Source organism: Agrobacterium sp. ST15.13.015 (genome assembly GCF_027871645.1).
In the GTDB taxonomy this organism is placed as follows: Bacteria; Pseudomonadota; Alphaproteobacteria; order Rhizobiales; family Rhizobiaceae; genus Agrobacterium; species Agrobacterium leguminum.
Map to the genome: position 1 here is coordinate 297,098 of NZ_JAQAHF010000002.1, position 15,610 is coordinate 312,707.

General features: G+C 61.3%; 16 protein-coding genes. 8 read left to right on the top strand and 8 right to left on the bottom strand.

Annotated features, from left to right (window positions below; translation table 11 throughout):
• Window positions 1–21: 21 nt before the first annotated feature.
• Window positions 22–2,376 (bottom strand): ribonuclease R, encoded by a 2,355-nt coding sequence (rnr, locus tag PIB16_RS04685; protein WP_271045082.1) that lies wholly within the window; start codon window positions 2,374–2,376, stop codon window positions 22–24.
• Window positions 2,373–5,057, bottom strand: coding sequence for a type I DNA topoisomerase (gene topA / locus PIB16_RS04690; RefSeq protein WP_174039080.1), 2,685 nt, complete (start codon window positions 5,055–5,057; stop codon window positions 2,373–2,375). Before topA ends, rnr begins: the two co-directional genes overlap by 4 nt.
• Before the next feature lie 258 nt (window positions 5,058–5,315).
• Between topA and PIB16_RS04695 the strand changes: the two genes are divergently transcribed.
• Window positions 5,316–5,549: a hypothetical protein gene (locus PIB16_RS04695; RefSeq protein ID WP_271045083.1), complete on the top strand. Its 234-nt coding sequence runs from the start codon at window positions 5,316–5,318 to the stop codon at window positions 5,547–5,549.
• Here PIB16_RS04695 and dprA read toward each other — a convergent pair.
• The 5 genes from dprA to PIB16_RS04720 all read right to left on the bottom strand — a co-directional run bounded on the left by dprA (window position 5,502) and on the right by PIB16_RS04720 (window position 10,231).
• Entirely contained in the window at window positions 5,502–6,644 is a 1,143-nt protein-coding gene (dprA, locus tag PIB16_RS04700; protein ID WP_271045084.1) for a DNA-processing protein DprA, read from the bottom strand. The genes PIB16_RS04695 and dprA overlap by 48 nt on opposite strands.
• Window positions 6,645–6,664: 20 nt before the next feature.
• Window positions 6,665–7,282 (bottom strand): glycerol-3-phosphate 1-O-acyltransferase PlsY, encoded by a 618-nt coding sequence (gene plsY / locus PIB16_RS04705; RefSeq protein WP_020808929.1) that lies wholly within the window; start codon window positions 7,280–7,282, stop codon window positions 6,665–6,667.
• A gap of 48 nt (window positions 7,283–7,330) precedes the next feature.
• Complete coding sequence (locus PIB16_RS04710) at window positions 7,331–8,623, bottom strand: dihydroorotase (RefSeq protein WP_271045085.1); 1,293 nt, start codon at window positions 8,621–8,623, stop codon at window positions 7,331–7,333.
• Window positions 8,620–9,561, bottom strand: coding sequence for an aspartate carbamoyltransferase catalytic subunit (locus PIB16_RS04715; RefSeq protein ID WP_003521487.1), 942 nt, complete (start codon window positions 9,559–9,561; stop codon window positions 8,620–8,622). Before PIB16_RS04715 ends, PIB16_RS04710 begins: the two co-directional genes overlap by 4 nt.
• A 238-nt stretch (window positions 9,562–9,799) precedes the next feature.
• Window positions 9,800–10,231, bottom strand: a complete 432-nt coding sequence (locus tag PIB16_RS04720; protein ID WP_031233434.1) for a hypothetical protein — start codon at window positions 10,229–10,231, stop codon at window positions 9,800–9,802.
• A gap of 324 nt (window positions 10,232–10,555) precedes the next feature.
• Here PIB16_RS04720 and PIB16_RS04725 point away from each other — a divergent pair, with 324 nt between their 5' ends.
• From PIB16_RS04725 to PIB16_RS04755, 7 genes are all read left to right on the top strand, one after another.
• Window positions 10,556–12,208 (top strand): acyl-CoA dehydrogenase family protein, encoded by a 1,653-nt coding sequence (locus PIB16_RS04725; protein ID WP_020808932.1) that lies wholly within the window; start codon window positions 10,556–10,558, stop codon window positions 12,206–12,208.
• Window positions 12,209–12,345: 137 nt separating this feature from the next.
• Complete coding sequence (locus tag PIB16_RS04730) at window positions 12,346–12,957, top strand: GNAT family N-acetyltransferase (protein ID WP_020808933.1); 612 nt, start codon at window positions 12,346–12,348, stop codon at window positions 12,955–12,957.
• A 63-nt stretch (window positions 12,958–13,020) separates the two neighbouring features.
• On the top strand, window positions 13,021–13,317 hold the full coding sequence (locus PIB16_RS04735) for a type II toxin-antitoxin system ParD family antitoxin (RefSeq protein WP_271045086.1): 297 nt from the start codon (window positions 13,021–13,023) through the stop codon (window positions 13,315–13,317).
• A complete protein-coding gene (locus tag PIB16_RS04740) occupies window positions 13,314–13,688 on the top strand; it encodes a type II toxin-antitoxin system RelE/ParE family toxin (RefSeq protein ID WP_220318430.1) in 375 nt (124 codons plus the stop codon). Before PIB16_RS04735 ends, PIB16_RS04740 begins: the two co-directional genes overlap by 4 nt.
• Window positions 13,689–13,809: 121 nt before the next feature.
• A complete protein-coding gene (locus PIB16_RS04745) occupies window positions 13,810–14,454 on the top strand; it encodes a TetR/AcrR family transcriptional regulator (RefSeq protein WP_125145948.1) in 645 nt (214 codons plus the stop codon).
• Between the two features lie 272 nt (window positions 14,455–14,726).
• On the top strand, window positions 14,727–14,861 hold the full coding sequence (locus PIB16_RS04750; RefSeq protein ID WP_256366667.1) for a hypothetical protein: 135 nt from the start codon (window positions 14,727–14,729) through the stop codon (window positions 14,859–14,861).
• Window positions 14,858–15,175 (top strand): DUF6105 family protein, encoded by a 318-nt coding sequence (locus PIB16_RS04755; protein WP_003521478.1) that lies wholly within the window; start codon window positions 14,858–14,860, stop codon window positions 15,173–15,175. The genes PIB16_RS04750 and PIB16_RS04755 overlap by 4 nt, the downstream gene beginning before the upstream one ends.
• Here PIB16_RS04755 and ruvX read toward each other — a convergent pair.
• Window positions 15,127–15,606, bottom strand: coding sequence for a Holliday junction resolvase RuvX (gene ruvX / locus PIB16_RS04760; RefSeq protein WP_065653965.1), 480 nt, complete (start codon window positions 15,604–15,606; stop codon window positions 15,127–15,129). The two genes, PIB16_RS04755 and ruvX, sit on opposite strands and share 49 nt — an antisense overlap.
• Window positions 15,607–15,610 lie beyond the last annotated feature (4 nt).

The following is a 15,610-nucleotide window of genomic DNA, read 5'->3' on the forward strand; positions in this document are numbered from 1 at the left end:
CAACCGCCTGAAGCGGTCTTGTTATCGTCGCCTTCTGGGCGGTCGCGTTCCGGGCTTTGCGGCAGGACGCGATGTCCGCCGGCCTGCCTTGTGGAACGACCGCGAGCCGACCGGCATCTTGCGCCCCGGGCTCAGCATATCGAAACGAAGCGCACCTGCCAAAGGCACCGCTTCCGCAAGCCGCACCTGAACCGTGTCGCCAAGTTGGTATCCGAGGCCCGTCTTCTCTCCTGTCAGGGCCTGATGGGCCTCATCGTAAAGGAAATAGTCGGTTCCGAGTGTAGATATAGGAACGAAGCCGTCCGCGCCAAATTGCGGAAGCGCGACAAAAAGTCCCGCCTTGGTGACACCGGAAACACGGCCCTCGAATTCTTCGCCCACCCGTTCGGAGAGATGATGCGCGATCAGCCGGTTGATGGTGTCGCGTTCGGCAGCCATGGCGCGGCGCTCAAAGGTCGAGATTTCGGCGGCGATATCGTCCAGCGTCGCCTCTTCCTGCGGCGTGATGCCGCCTTCGCCGAGGCCAAGCGACCCCACCAGCGCGCGATGCACGATGAGGTCGGCATAACGGCGGATCGGCGAGGTGAAATGCGCATATTTCATCAGGTTGAGGCCGAAATGGCCGATATTCTCCGGGCTGTAGATCGCCTGGCTCTGGCTGCGCAACACCATCTCGTTGACCATGATCTGGTGCGGCGTATCGAGCGCGCGGGCCAGAATGCCGTTGAAGGAATTGGCGCGCATCGCCGCACCCTTGGCCATGGAAATGCCGATGGTGCCGAGGAATTCGCGCAGCACTTCCTGCTTGGAAAGCGTGGGCGCATCGTGGACGCGATAGACCAGCGGCTGCTTCTTTTTTTCCAGCGTCTCGGCGGCGGCGACATTCGCCTGGATCATCATTTCCTCGATCAGCTTATGCGCGTCGAGGCGTTCGGGAATGACGACCTTGTCCACCGTACCGTCGGGCCGAAGCAGGATCTTGCGCTCCGGCATGTCGAGTTCCAGCGGCTGGCGGCGGTCGCGGCCGCGCTTCATCACCGCATAGGCGTGCCATAGCGGCTTCAGGATCGGCTCCAGCAGCGGACCTGTCTTGTCATCCGGCCGTCCGTCGATGGCCGCCTGAGCTTGGCTGTAGGAGAGCTTGGCAGCGCTCTTCATCATGATGCGGTGGAAGGTGTGGCCGGCCTTGCGACCTTCCTTCGAAAAGATCATCCGCACCGCAAGGGCAGGGCGGTCGACGCCTTCCTTCAGCGAGCAGAGATCGTTGGAAATGCGCTCCGGCAGCATCGGCACGACGCGGTCGGGGAAATAGACGGAGTTACCGCGTTTCAGCGCTTCGCGGTCCAGCGGCGAACCGGAACGCACATACCAGGAGACATCGGCAATGGCGACGGTGACGATGACACCGTCAGGATTGTCGGGCGAAGTGTCGGGCTCGGCATAGACCGCATCGTCATGGTCCTTGGCGTCGGCCGGATCGATGGTGATGAGCGGCAGGTCGCGCCAGTCCTCGCGGTGCGACATGCTGGCCGCCTTGGCGGCATCCGCCTCGGCAAGAACGTTCGAGGAGAAGATATGCGGAATACCGTGCGAATGGATCGCGATCATCGAGATCGCCTTTTCCGAGGCAACGGAGCCGATGACCGACAGAACCTTGGCGCGCGTCAGCCCGTAACGACCGCTGTTGCGCGAGGTTTCCACCTCGATCAGATCGCCGTCTTTTGCATCGCCGACGCCATCGGGGTCGATGACCATTTCCTCGCCGCGCCGGTCGATCGGCATCAGCCGTCCGCCGCCGCCGGCCGTCTCCTTGAACACGCCGAGCAGAGCATTCTGCCGGCGGTCGATCAGCTTTACGACGCGGGCCGTATAGGCCGGGCCGGAGCTTTCCTTGGAGGGGAAGATTTTCGCCAGAATGCGGTCGCCAAGACCCGCCGCCGGGGCCTTCTTGCCGCGATCCTGCGATGACTGGCGGATGAGCACGGCCGGCGCCGCGCCCTGATCCTCGGGCCATTCCGCCGGCCGGCCGATCAATTCGCCGTCCTTGTCACGGGTAGTGATTTCGAGAACCGTGACCGGCGGCAGGCCGCCCGGCCGCGTCAGCGACTTGCGGCTCTTCTGCACCATGCCGTCGGCTTCAAGCTCTTTCAGCAGCGCTTTGAGAACGACGCGGTTCTCGCCTTTCAGCCCGAAAGCCTTGGCGATTTCCCGCTTGGAGGCCTGTTGCGGATGGTCGGCGATGAATTTCAGCAGCACCTCGCGGGACGGCACCTCGCCATGGATGATGCCTTCACCTTCACTGACCCGCTTGCCGCGCCCGGTGCGTCCGAAACCGTCGCTGGCGGAACCCTGTCTCTGACGCGGCGCTTTGCTCACTCTGCTGCCTTCTTGGGTTTGGCCGCTGCCTTCGGCTTGGCGGCCGTCTTGCTCTTCGTTGCCGCCTTGGCCTTGGTCGCCTTGGGCTTTGCTGCGGCGTCACCATCGGCCTTCTTGGCAGTTGTCTTCCTGCCCTTGGCAGGCTTGCCGCCGGTGCCGGTCTTGGCGATGCGCTCGGCAATCAGCACCAGCGCCTCGTCCAGCGTCACGGAAGCCGGGTCCTGACCCTTCGGAATGGTGGCGTTGACCTTGCCCCAGTTGACGTAAGCGCCATAACGCCCGTCGCGAACGGTGATCGCGCCGCCATCGGGATGGTCGCCCAGCTCCTTCAGCGCCGCGGGCGTGCCGCTGCGGCCGCGACCCGGTCCCTTGCTCTGCTTTTCGGCAATGACAGTCACGGCACGGTTGAGGCCGATAGAGAACACGTCCTCGATGCTTTCGAGGTTCGCATAGGAACCGTCATGCAACAGGAACGGCCCGTAGCGGCCGAGGCCGGCGGAAATCATCTTGCCGGTTTCCGGATGCTTGCCGATATCGCGCGGCAGGTTGATGAGCGCCAGCGCCTTTTCGTGGTCGATATCTTCAGGCTTCCAGCCCTTGGGCAGCGAGGAGCGCTTGGCCTCCTTGCCGTCGCCGCGCTGGATATAGGGCCCGAAACGGCCGGACCGCAACGTCAGCTCCTCGCCGGTCATCGGATCGGCACCCAGCGCCTTCGGCTCGTTCGAAGCCGCAGCTTCGGCTTCCGAACCGTCCGAGGTCAACTGGCGGGTGTAGTTGCATTCCGGATAGTTGGAGCAACCGACGAAAGCGCCGTATTTGCCGAGCTTCAGCGAAAGATTGCCGGTGCCGCAAACCTGACAGATGCGCGGATCGGAGCCGTCCTCGCGCTTGGGGAAGACCAGCGGCGCCAGAACCTCGTTCAGCGCATCCAGAACGTTGGTGACACGCAGTTCCTTGGTGTCTTCGATCTGGGCGAAGAAATCCTTCCAGAAATCGCGCAGCACCTGCTTCCAGTCCAGTTCGCCGGCGGAAATCCGGTCGAGCTTTTCTTCAAGCGCGGCGGTGAAATCATATTCGACGTATTTGGTAAAGAAGCTTTCGAGGAAAGCCGTCACCAGCCGGCCGCGCGAATGCGGCACCAGCTTGCGCTTGTCGACGACGATATATTCACGGTCGCTCAGCGTCTTCAGCGTCGCCGCATAGGTGGAAGGACGGCCGATGCCGAGTTCTTCCATCTTCTTGATCAGCGAGGCTTCCGAATAACGCGGCGGCGGCTCGGTGAAGTGCTGGCTGGCATTGATCTTCTGCTTGGCGAGGTTCTCGCGCTCGTTGATCGGCGGCAGACGGCCTTCGTCGTCACCGTCATCGCTCTGTTCGCCATCTTCCTTCTGGTCGGTATAGGCGGCGATGAAGCCGTCGAAGCGGATGACAGAGCCGACGGCGCGCAGGCCTGCCTTTTCGCCGCCATTGCTGGCGAGGATTTCCACCGTCGTCCGCTCGATTTCCGCCGAGGCCATCTGGCTCGCTATGCCGCGCTTCCAGATCAGGTCATAAAGACGCAGCTGATCGGGATCGAGGTAACGCTTCACCTGATCCGGCGTGCGGTTGAAATCGGTCGGGCGGATAGCTTCGTGCGCTTCCTGGGCGTTCTTGGCTTTGGTGGAATAGAAACGCGCCTTTTCCGGCACGTAACGGCCACCGAACTGCTCGCCAATGGCGCGGCGGGCGGCATCGATCGCTTCCGGGGCCATCTGCACGCCGTCGGTACGCATGTAGGTGATCAGACCGACGGTCTCGCCGCCGATATCGATGCCTTCGTAAAGCTTCTGCGCCACCTGCATGGTGCGCGAGGCGGAAAAGCCCATGCGCGAGGAGGCCGCCTGCTGCAGCGTCGAAGTGGTGAAGGGCGGGCCGGGATTGCGCTTGACCGGTTTCGCCTCGACGCTTTCGACCACATAGCTCGCGCCTTCCAGCAGCGCCTTCAGCCGGTTCGCATCGTCTCCGGTCTTGATCGAGCGGCTTTGCAGGCGCTTGCCATCGGCCGAAACCAGCTTGGCTTCGAACTCGTCACCGCGCGGTGTCTTCAGAAGCGCGCTGATGTTCCAGTATTCCTCAGAGACGAAACGTTCGATTTCGGATTCGCGGTCGCAGACGAGACGCAGCGCAACCGACTGAACGCGGCCGGCGGAACGCGCGCCGGGCAGCTTGCGCCACAGCACGGGCGACAGGTTGAAGCCGACCAGATAATCCAGCGCGCGGCGGGCAAGATAGGCGTCGACCAGCGGCACGTCGATGTCGCGCGGGTTCGCCATGGCGTCCAGCACGGCCTTTTTGGTGATGGCGTTGAAGACCACACGCTTCACCGGCTTGTCACCGAGGACGCGCTTCTTCTTCAAAAGATCGAGAACGTGCCAGGAAATGGCCTCGCCTTCGCGATCCGGGTCGGTTGCGAGAATGAGGCCGTCGGAGGATTTTACCGCATCGGCAATATCCTTCATGCGCTTGGCGGATGCGCTATCGACTTCCCAGGACATTTCGAAATCCTGGTCGGGCAGCACCGATCCGTCCTTGGCAGGAAGGTCTCTGACGTGGCCAAAGGATGCAAGAACCTTGTAGCCCGAGCCAAGATACTTGTTGATCGTCTTGGCTTTGGCAGGAGATTCTACGACGACGACATTCATATTGTTTTTCTCTGGAACTGGTCCGTTAACGTGGCCGGGTCACGGCGCAATGCCGCAATTCGCCTTCTTTATATTTCGACATGGACAGGTAATGCGCGCGGGTCAAGAGGCAAGGCCGATTTTATCGCTTCAAGGTGATTGCAACCTATGGATAATCTATTGTTGTATTGCAATCTTTGGTAAATTGGTTATGATGGGCAACATCATTTGAATCGACTTATTGCTCTTCGTTTCAGGCAAATTTTGCAGGATAGATATATGGTCCCCAACGCAACAAACAATAATGCCGATAATGAAGGGACCAGAGAGAACTTGGCTTACATTCGCCAGATGCTCGCGGAACTGAGGCAGGTCGCAAGCCGTGAGGGGGCCGACATGCTGTGTTATCTGATCGAGATGGCCTATGTCGAAGTCGGCGATATCCAGAGCGGACGGCGCAAGCTGTCAATCCGCGATGAAGAGCGACACACGCCCCCCGGCACGCCGGTTTAGACGTCCGGCGATATCAAGCTCCAGCAGCACCAGGTGAACGGTTGCAGCGGAAAAACCTGTGTGACGGATGATATCGTCCGTTTCCACAGGCGAGGGACCGAGAGCGGCGGCGATGATGCTGCGCTCGTCGTCCCCTGGTGGTGACATCTCCGTGTCGGATCTCGGTTCCTCGATCTTGCGTTCATAGGGCAATTGCGGCTCCATCAGCGGCCGCAGCGCTTCCAGAATATCGGCCGCGCCCGTGGTCAGCATCGCGCCTTCCTTGATCAGCCGGTTGGTGCCCTCGCAGCGGGCATCGAGCGGGGAGCCGGGTACGGCGAAAACGAGCCGCCCCGCTTCTCCGGCAAGCCTTGCCGTTATCAGCGAACCGGAGCGCTCCGCCGCTTCGACGATGACGACACCGAGGGAGACGCCGGCGATCAATCGGTTGCGGCGGGGAAAATCGCGGGCGCGCGGTTCCCAGCCAAAGGGCATTTCGCTGATCGTCGCGCCGCCCTGGTCATATATCTCCTGCAAAAGCCCGAAATTTTCCTGCGGGTAGGGGCGGTCGAGACCGCCGGCCAGCATGGCAACCGTGCCGGTTGCAATGCTTGCCCGGTGTGCGGCCGCATCGATGCCGCGCGCCAGCCCCGAAGCGATGCTATAGCCGGCGCGGCCGCAATCGCGCGCCAGCATGGCGGCGAATTTCGCGCCGTTGATGGAGGCGTTGCGCGAACCGACGATGCCGATGCTCGGTCTTGTCGCGGTCGCTGCCGATCCTTTCATGGCGATCAGCGGCGGCGCGCCATCCAGCTGCCGTAGGGCAGGTGGGTAATCGGGCTCGCCGATGCCGACGAAACGCGCGCCGAATTTCTCCGCGGTCTCGATCTCGCGTTCCGCCTCCGCTTGCGTCGCGATGCGCGGACTGCGCGACGAGCCGCCGCGCCTTGAAAGCTCGGGCAGGGCATCGAGCGCCTTTTCGGCGCTGCCGAAATGATTGATGAGTTCGCGGAAGGTGACGGGACCGATATTGTCGCTACGGATCAGCCGGAGCCACGCGACCCGCTGCCGCGCGGAAAGCTCTATGCCCTGCCGTGTCGTTTCCTCATGCGGCATGGCACATCCTTAAATGGGCCTCAGCCCTTTTGCCCGATCCTGCTTTCAGTGCCCGCCAGCAGGCGCGCGATGTTCTCGCGGTGCTTCCACCATGAAATCGCACTCAGCAGCGTCACCAGCAGAGCCGTCTTTTCAGGTCCGAGCACCCAGAGGGCGACGGGAATGACCAGCATGGCCAAAAGCGCCGACAGCGACGAGTAGCGGGTGATGAAGGCGGTTGCGAGCCAGATGAGCGCAAAGGCCAGCATCATCAGCGGTGCGGCCCCCAAAAGCACGCCGATATAGGTTGCCACACCCTTGCCGCCCTTGAATCCGAGCCACACCGGAAACAGGTGGCCGAGGAAGGCGAAGAAACCGGCGACCAGCGACGCTTCGTAACCCCAGAGCGCATTCGCGACCAACACCGCCGCCGTGCCCTTCAGCGCGTCCAGCAGCAGGGTTGCGGCGGCGAGCTTCTTGTTGCCCGTGCGCAGCACATTGGTCGCGCCGATGTTGCCGGAGCCGATCTTGCGCACGTCACCCAGCCCCGCCATGCGGGTGAGAATGAGGCCGAAAGGAATGGAACCGAACAGATAGCCGATCAGCGCTGAAAGCGCGAGAAGGGCAGGCGCCGTCTGCCAGTCAGTCAAAGCACTCATTCAAACGTCCCCTCTGTCGCGCTGGCCGCGTGATCTCTGTCGGTGATCTTATGCCAAGGAATGAACGGCTTTGCCAGCCACATAAGTGGCAACCGCGCGGCCGCTGAAACGGGCATCCTCGAACGGGGTGTTCTTGGATTTCGAGACCAGCTGCTCCTTTGCCACGAGCCATGGCTCGTCGAGGTCGATCAGCGTGATATCGGCCTTCGCGCCCGCCTTCAGCGTTCCCGCATCCAGTCCGAAAATCTTCGCCGGGCGGGTGGAGAGCGCATCGATCAGCCGCATCAGCGGAACTTCGCCGCTGTGGTGCAGGCGCAGCGCCGCCGCCAGCAGGGTTTCAAGCCCGACCGCGCCGCTCGCCGCATCCGAAAACGGCAGCCGCTTGGTGTCGACATCCTGCGGGTCGTGCGAGGAGACAATAATGTCGATGGTGCCGTCCTTCAGTGCCTCCACCATGGCCTTGCGGTCGTCTTCGGCGCGCAGCGGGGGCGAAAGCTTGAAGAAGGTGCGGTACTCGCCGATATCGTTCTCGTTGAGCGTGAGGTGGTTGATCGAGATGCCGCAGGTGGCCTTAACGCCCCGCTGCCGCGCAACGCGGATCGCTTCCGCCGATTCGGGCACGGAAATCTTGGCGGCGTGGTAGATCGCCTGTGTCAGCCCGGCAATGCGCAGGTCGCGCTCCAGCGGGATGATCTCGGCTTCCTTCGGAACGCCCGACAGCCCGAGCCAGCTTGCGAAAAGCCCCTCGTTCATGTCACCGCCGCCGATATATTTGTCGCGCGTCTCAAGCGCGATCACTACGCCCAGTTCGCGTGCATAGGTCATGGCGCGGCGCAGCACCAGCGTGTCGGAAAGCGCCTTGCGGCCGTTGGTGAAGGCCACCGCGCCGGCTTCCTTCAGCATGCCGAATTCGGTCATTTCCTCGCCATTTAGACCCTTGGTGAGTGCTGCTGCGGGATGCACATTGACGAGCGCCTTGTCGCGCGCCGTCTTTTTCACATATTCGACCAGCGCGATGTCATCGATAACAGGATCGGTATCGGGCATGACGATGATGCTGGTGACGCCGCCGGCTGCTGCTGCGCGCGAGGCGGATTCGATGGTTTCGCGGTGTTCGGCACCAGGCTCACCCACGAAAACACGGGCGTCCACCAGACCGGGAACAGCCAGCAGACCCTTGCAGTCGCGAACGGTCGCCCCTTCGGGAGCGCCCTGATTATGCGCATCCTTGCCTGCCGCCAGAATGGTGCCATCAGCGCCGATGATCACACTGCCGGTCTCGTCGAGATTCCGGGATGGATCGACGATGCGGAGATTGTTGAGAACGGTAACGGCACTCATACGCGCTCACCCTGATTTTGCGAGACAAGCAGGGTTTCCATGACCGCCATGCGCACGGCAACCCCCATTTCCACCTGGCTTTCGATCACGCTCTGCGGACCGTCGGCCACGTCGGAGGCGATTTCCACGCCGCGGTTCATCGGGCCGGGATGCATGACCAGCGCATCCTCCTTCGCCGCTTTCAGCTTTTCGGCATCCAGACCGTAATAATGGAAATATTCGCGCACCGAAGGCACGAAGGAGCCGGACATGCGCTCGCGCTGCAGGCGCAGCATCATCACCACATCGGCGTTCTTCAGCCCTTCCTTCATGTCGTGGAAGACTTCGACGCTCATGTCGCGGATGCCGGAGGGCAGCAGCGTGGCGGGGGCCACGACGCGAACCCGCGCACCCATCTGGTTGAGCAGGATGATGTTGGAGCGGGCAACGCGCGAATGCAGAACATCACCGCAGATCGCCACGGTGATGCCTGATAGTTCGCCTTTGGCGCGGCGGATGGTCAGTGCGTCGAGCAGCGCCTGCGTTGGGTGCTCATGCTGGCCATCGCCGGCATTGACGACGGAGCAGGCGACCTTTTGCGCTAGAAGCGCTGCGGCACCGGCGGAAGAGTGGCGCACCACCAGCACATCCGGGCGCATGGCATTCAGCGTCATCGCCGTATCGATCAGCGTTTCGCCCTTCTTCACCGAGGAATTGCCGACCGACATGTTCATCACGTCTGCACCGAGGCGCTTTCCGGCAAGCTCGAAGGAGGACTGCGTGCGCGTCGAGGCTTCGAAGAACAGGTTGATCTGCGTCAGGCCCCGAAGCGTCGAGGTCTTTTTCTCCCGCTGGCGGCTGATTTTCACCGCCTCGTCGGCCTTGTCGAGAAGCAGGGTAATATCCTGATGGGAAAGCCCCTTGATGCCGAGGAGATGGCGATGGGGGAAGAAGACCATGCGGTTTGCCTCCTGACGGGCGCCGCATTTTCCCGTGAAAATGCCCGGAACGCCCGAATGCTGATCCGCGCGCTCCCATTCGCTGTGAACACGCCTCAGGAGTGCGGCGGAATTCGGTCCTGCGCTCTATAGAGACTGCATGGTCGCGGGGCAAGCGCCCGCAACTCCTGAAATGAAAACATGGCGACGTTTCCCCAACCCTCGAGGACAAACCGCCCGACGATGGAAGGCGCAGGCATCAGACGATGCCATGCTCCTTCAAAAGCGCCTGTTCGTCGCCTGACGCCCAGCCGAAAACTTTCGGCGCCCCATCCAGCCTCTGGACGAAGTAATGAACATCGAAATCGATTGCGACATCCGGTTGCCGCTTGCGATCAAAGGTCGCCGTCCAGGCAACATGGGCGAGGCAATGATGATCGTCGATGGGCGAGATACGGATGGCGCGTATCCGCATCTCCTTCGTTCCGATCGTTCGATAGCGCTCGTAGCCCTTCATCATGACCTGCTTCAAGTGGTCATCGTTCTTTCCGGTCATCACCCCGGCGGGGGAGGCGGCGATGAAGTCGGAGGCGTAGAGGGAGGCGACCTCCTCCATATCCATGTCACCCTTGAGGGACTTGTTGAAAAATCGCTCATATCGCTCGAAGAGCTTTCTTACGCTGGCCTCCATGGTCTCCTCCCTGTGCAGCCGTTCAGCAAAGTCGCCAACCGAAAAAGCCTGCCGCAGGTTCCACGTCAGGCCGCAGATTATGGAGAATGCGTTTATCCGCATGCCTGCCGGTTGCTGCCGCAACTTCTGCGCGGCTTTTTTGGGGACTGTCGTTGACCTTGCCGGAAACGTGTTTGGCATTCGCCGGGCCGGATACCTAAATCAGGATCACTCCCGAAAAATGCTGAAAGCGGCGGTTTAATCGTCTCAATCGCTTCCTGCGGGTGGAATTATGCAATATCACCCCACTATGCAACGCCAGTACAAAACAGCTAGAAGCAGCGGATGACCCAGAATTCCCGGACAGAAGAAACGCTCGCCGAACTGAACCAGCCAAGCCTCTGGTCCGGTATCAACGCCTATCGTTCCGATCCGCTGATCGTCGACCTCACTTCCGGCCTGTCGCGCAATCTAAGGGATGAGTTCGACCAGCTCGGCCGTTACGTCACGTCGCATGAGGCGCAGGAACTGGCGCGCATGGCCAATCAGGGCGTGCCGCAGCTGCATACCCACGGCCCACGCGGCGAGCGTCTGGATCAGGTGGAATTCCACCCCGCCTGGCATGCGCTGATGCGCCGTTCCATGTCGTCAGGCCTGCATTCCAGCGTTTGGGAAAATTCTCCTGATACGCGCGGCAATGAGCACAAGGCCCGCGCCACCAAATTCTACCTGACCTCGCAGCTTGAGGCCGGGCATCTTTGCCCGCTCACCATGACCAGCGCCTCCGTCGCCGCCATCATGGCTTCGCCGCGCGTGCAGAAGGAATGGGCGCCGAAGATTCTCTCGCGCAAATATGATTCCTCGCAGAAACCGGCCCTGCAGAAAACCGCCGTCACCATTGGCATGGGCATGACGGAAAAACAGGGCGGCACGGATGTGCGCGCCAACCGCACCACGGCGGAGCGGGTGGGCGAGGGCATCTATCGCCTGTCCGGTCACAAGTGGTTCCTCTCCGCGCCGATGAGCGACGGTTTCGTCATGCTCGCCCAGATGGGCGACGGCATGGGCTGCTTCCTCGTGCCGCGTTATCTGGAGGATGGCTCAAAGAACGGCCTGCATTTCCAGCGCCTCAAGGACAAGCTCGGCAACCGCTCCAACGCATCCGCCGAAGTCGAATTCACCGATGCCTTCGGTTATCTGCTGGGCGATCCCGGCAGCGGCATCCGTACGATCCTCGACATGGTGACGCTGACGCGGCTCGATTGCGCGCTTGCCTCCGCCGGCATGATGCGCGCCTCGCTAGCCGAAGCCGTGCATTATGCCCGAGGCCGTTCTGTTTTCGGCAAGATGCTGGTCACACAGCCGATCATGACGCGTGTTCTCGCCGACATGGCACTGGATGTGGCGGCGGCCACTGCGCTCTCCTTCCGGCTGGCGACCGCATTCGACGCCGCCCGCAACAATCCGGCCGAGGCCGCCTATGCGCGGGTGATGACGCCCATCGTGAAATACTGGTGCTGCAAGATTGCGCCGGCGCTTATCTATGAGGCCATGGAGTGCCTTGGCGGCAACGGTTACGTGGAAGAGCGGCCGATTGCCCGCCACTATCGCGAAGCGCCCGTCAACGCCATCTGGGAAGGCTCCGGCAACGTCATGGCGCTGGATGTGCTGCGGGTTCTCCAGCGCGGCAAGGATCTGTTCGATCTCGTCTTCCAGACGCTGGAGCGCGATCTGGGTGCAGCCGGCAAAAAGACCACCGACGTGCTGCGCGCCGCAATCGCCCTTGCCGAACGTGACGAGGGAGCGGCCCGCCTGCTGGTGGAGCAGTTCGCGCTTGCGGCCGCTGCCGCCGAGCTTTGCCGTCTCGGCGCCGGCAAGATTGCCGATGCCTTCCTCGAGACCCGTCTCGCGGGCGGCTGGCGGCATACTTACGGCATGCTCGATTCCCGCTTCGATCCGAATTATATAATCGATCTTCTTTATCCGCCTGCATCTTGACCGATGCTTGCGGATGAAGGTTTTGCAGTCCCGGCGGGAGGGGTCTCGGATTTGAAAAACAGCAATGGCGTAAAGCGTGTTCTGATCTGTCGTGACACTTTCGCGCATCGATGCGCGGCAAGGGAAGGCGGCTGCCAATGCTGACCTTCCGTTCCGCCCGCGCCGAGGATGAAGACGCGCTCTACGCCATAAGCCTTGCAACCGGCGATGCCGGGCAGGACGCCACCGCCCTTTACAATGACGGCCGCATGGTCGGGCATATCTATTCCGTCCCCTATCTGCATCTCTGGCCTGATGCCGTTTTCGTGGCGGAGGATGAGGAAGGTGTGTGCGGTTATATCGTCGGCGCACTCGATACGGCGGTGCACGAAGAGCGGCTGGAGCGGGAATGGTGGCCGCATCTGCGCAGCCTTTATCCCGATCCCGGCGGCGACCAGCAGACATGGGACGCCGACCAGCGCCGCGCCCAGTTCATCCACCATCCGCGCCGCACACCCGCCTGGCTCACCGATCCGTTTCCGGCCCATATCCACATGAACCTCCTGCCGCGCACGCAGGGCAAGGGCGGCGGCACCCGGCTTCTGTCGCGCTGGCTAGATATGGCGAGACAGAACAACGTCTACGGCATCCACCTCGGCGCCAGCGAACGCAACCATGCGGGCATGCGCTTCTGGGAAACCCGCGGGTTCAAACGCCTTGAAAGCCACGAAACGCCGGGCAGCGTATGGTTCGGCATGGCGCTGGAGTAATATTGGCAGATTATGCCAATCGGTGGTATTGTTGGACGTCGCTAATATCTGGTGGAGGCTCTGATGCCGACGCGTAACGTCGTTCTGACACAGCATCACGAAGAGATCATAGACGAACTCGTTAAATCTGGCCGCTATCAAAATGCCAGCGAAGTGATGCGCGAGGGCTTACGATTGATCGAAAGGCGCGAGCGCCTTGAGGTGACCAGATTGGAAGCCTTGAGGGCTGCGGCGCAACAGGGCTTCGCAGACCTTGATCAAGGCCGTTTTACGGATGTGGCGGATGATGATCTCGACGACTTCATTTCCGCTCTCGGGCGCGACGCTGAAGCGCGCCTTGCCAAATCTGATAAGGCATGACGAAGTATCGTCTGTCCGAAGCCGCGCAATCGGACATTATTGAAATTCTTGGATGGACCCACACGACATTTGGGGCCGCAGCTAGAAAACGCTACGAAAAATTGCTTGTCACGGCGCTGCGTGATGTTGCGCGGGATCCGTTTCGCTCCGGAACAAGTCTCCGCCCGGAAGTGGCAGACGATGTCCGCAGCTACCATCTCCGTTACAGCCGGGAAAGGGCGAGAAGTGAAACCGGCCTGGTTAAATATCCGAGGCATCTGTTGCTTTATCGCGTGTTGAATCCCGATTTGGTGGGCATCGGTCGCATTCTTCATGATTCCATGGAAATCGAGCGGCATCTCCCGGTTGACTATGGAGATGTCAGCGCCTGAAAACGCATGGCGTCACCTTCATCCACAAAAACCTTCTCCTCATCCGCCCCGCCGCGTTGTTCTTCCCTTCATGCTTTGTTAACCCGTTGAGAGAGGCCTTTCAAAACACGGGTAGGGAATCATGCTGGCGACCGCAGAGGCGATTTCAGCCGACAGACCGGAAAAACGCATCAAGGATCGCGCTCAGACCGAGAAGGCGATTTTTAATGCGGCGCGGTCGCTGCTTGCCGAAGAGGGATTTCAGGGTTTTGGCATCAATGCCGTTGCCCGCCGCGCCGGCTGCGACAAGCAGCTCATCTACCGTTATTTCGGCGGCCTCGACGGCCTGATCGAGGCGATTGGCGAGGACCTCGGTTCCTGGGTGAGGGATCGCATTCCGGAAGATACCGGCGGCATGTTCCTTTTGACCTATGGCGACCTCATGGAAAAGCTGGCGCTTTATTTCATGGATGCGCTACGCAGCGATCCTCTCGTCTGCAAGATCATTGCCTGGGAAGTGTCTGACGGTTCACCGCAGGTGAGACAGCTTGCCGAAGCCCGCGCCAAATCGCTGGGCAAGTGGCTGGAGCGGATGCGCGGTTCGCTGGCGGCGCCGAAGGGGGTGGATACAGCGGCCGTCAATGCCGTACTGTTCGCCGCCATTCAGCACCTCGTCATTTCCGCTGCCACCAGCGGCCAGTTCGCCGGTGTACCGCTGAAATCAGACCGGGACTGGGACAAGATCGCCACTGCCGTCAAAAGGCTGGTGCGCGGCGTTTACGGCTGAACCGGTTTCGCAGGCGGAAGACAGTCGCGCCTGGACCTGCGCATTAAAAAAATCAGTCATGTTTTCATCGGACCGGCAAATGCCCGACGCATCCGGCCGTCCACGCGATCACGTTCTTTTCCACATGCAGCCCGCCCGTCGTTAACCATAATGACAGCTTTCATTTGCCTCGCCATGGCTGCCGGTCCAGTGTGGATTAACGAAATGTTAACCATGCGCAATGACTGCGCGTAAGGGAGCCGCAAGTGAGCCGCTGGACAGCTTTAGGCGTCATGATGACGTTTTTTGTGATGCTGCCGTTGGATATCGACGCGCCGGCGCTGAACCTCTGCCTTATGGCCGTGGTGCGCTGGGCGGTGCTTGCCGGCGTTCCCGATACGATGTTTGTGCGGGGGCAGGCGGCATGAAGTGGTTTCTGATCCTCTGGGCAGGTCCCGTTGCGCTGCTGGGCAGCTGGTACTGGCTTTCCTATTACGACATGAGCTTCGGCTTCTACATGCTCACACGGCAGACCCATGATCTGGTGTTCGAGATTTACGGCAATATTCTCGGCCTGCCGCCGGAAAGCCTGCCGCCGCTGGTGGCACGCGCCATTGCCGTCGACAGCCTGATCGTTTTTGCGATTCTTGCCTTCCGCAAGAGAAAGCAGATTGCGGCCTGGTGGCAGGGCCGTCAGTCGGCCGCGCGGGTGAGTGCGGAAAGCCTGTCCAGCGCGCCCTGAAGAATGAAGCTCGCGGCGGCCGAATCGATGCGTTCGGCCCGCTTTGCGCGTGAGACGTCCATTTCCAGCAATGCGCGCTCGGCCGCGACCGTCGAAAGCCGCTCATCCCAGAAAATGAAGGGCAGGGCGGTTTTTTCGCTCATCGTCCGCACAAAGGCGCGCGTCGCCTGCACGCGGGGACCGGCCGAACCATCCATGTTCATCGGCAGGCCGATGATGAAGGCGAAAACTTTTTCCTTTTCGGCAAAGGCCAGCAGCACTTCCGCATCCTGCGTGAATTTCACCCGTTTGATGACGGGGCGCGGCGTTGCGAAACGCCGCGACAGGTCCGACATGGCAAGCCCGATCGTCTTCGTGCCAAGGTCGAGGCCGGCAATCGCCTGTCCCGGCTGAAGCGCCTGCGCCAGTTCCTCAATGGTGAGTGTTGCCATGTCG

Excerpts from the sequence above, each read along its gene's own strand:
- topA (WP_174039080.1), bottom strand. The coding sequence starts at position 5,057 with ATGAATGTCGTCGTCGTAGAATCTCCTGCCAAAGCCAAGACGATCAAC.
- PIB16_RS04695 (WP_271045083.1), top strand. The coding sequence starts at position 5,316 with ATGGTCCCCAACGCAACAAACAATAATGCCGATAATGAAGGGACCAGA.
- dprA (WP_271045084.1), bottom strand. The coding sequence starts at position 6,644 with ATGCCGCATGAGGAAACGACACGGCAGGGCATAGAGCTTTCCGCGCGG.
- plsY (WP_020808929.1), bottom strand. The coding sequence starts at position 7,282 with ATGAGTGCTTTGACTGACTGGCAGACGGCGCCTGCCCTTCTCGCGCTT.
- PIB16_RS04710 (WP_271045085.1), bottom strand. The coding sequence starts at position 8,623 with ATGAGTGCCGTTACCGTTCTCAACAATCTCCGCATCGTCGATCCATCC.
- PIB16_RS04715 (WP_003521487.1), bottom strand. The coding sequence starts at position 9,561 with ATGGTCTTCTTCCCCCATCGCCATCTCCTCGGCATCAAGGGGCTTTCC.
- PIB16_RS04720 (WP_031233434.1), bottom strand. The coding sequence starts at position 10,231 with ATGGAGGCCAGCGTAAGAAAGCTCTTCGAGCGATATGAGCGATTTTTC.
- PIB16_RS04725 (WP_020808932.1), top strand. The coding sequence starts at position 10,556 with ATGACCCAGAATTCCCGGACAGAAGAAACGCTCGCCGAACTGAACCAG.
- PIB16_RS04730 (WP_020808933.1), top strand. The coding sequence starts at position 12,346 with ATGCTGACCTTCCGTTCCGCCCGCGCCGAGGATGAAGACGCGCTCTAC.
- PIB16_RS04735 (WP_271045086.1), top strand. The coding sequence starts at position 13,021 with ATGCCGACGCGTAACGTCGTTCTGACACAGCATCACGAAGAGATCATA.
- PIB16_RS04740 (WP_220318430.1), top strand. The coding sequence starts at position 13,314 with ATGACGAAGTATCGTCTGTCCGAAGCCGCGCAATCGGACATTATTGAA.
- PIB16_RS04745 (WP_125145948.1), top strand. The coding sequence starts at position 13,810 with ATGCTGGCGACCGCAGAGGCGATTTCAGCCGACAGACCGGAAAAACGC.
- PIB16_RS04750 (WP_256366667.1), top strand. The coding sequence starts at position 14,727 with ATGATGACGTTTTTTGTGATGCTGCCGTTGGATATCGACGCGCCGGCG.
- PIB16_RS04755 (WP_003521478.1), top strand. The coding sequence starts at position 14,858 with ATGAAGTGGTTTCTGATCCTCTGGGCAGGTCCCGTTGCGCTGCTGGGC.
- ruvX (WP_065653965.1), bottom strand. The coding sequence starts at position 15,606 with ATGGCAACACTCACCATTGAGGAACTGGCGCAGGCGCTTCAGCCGGGA.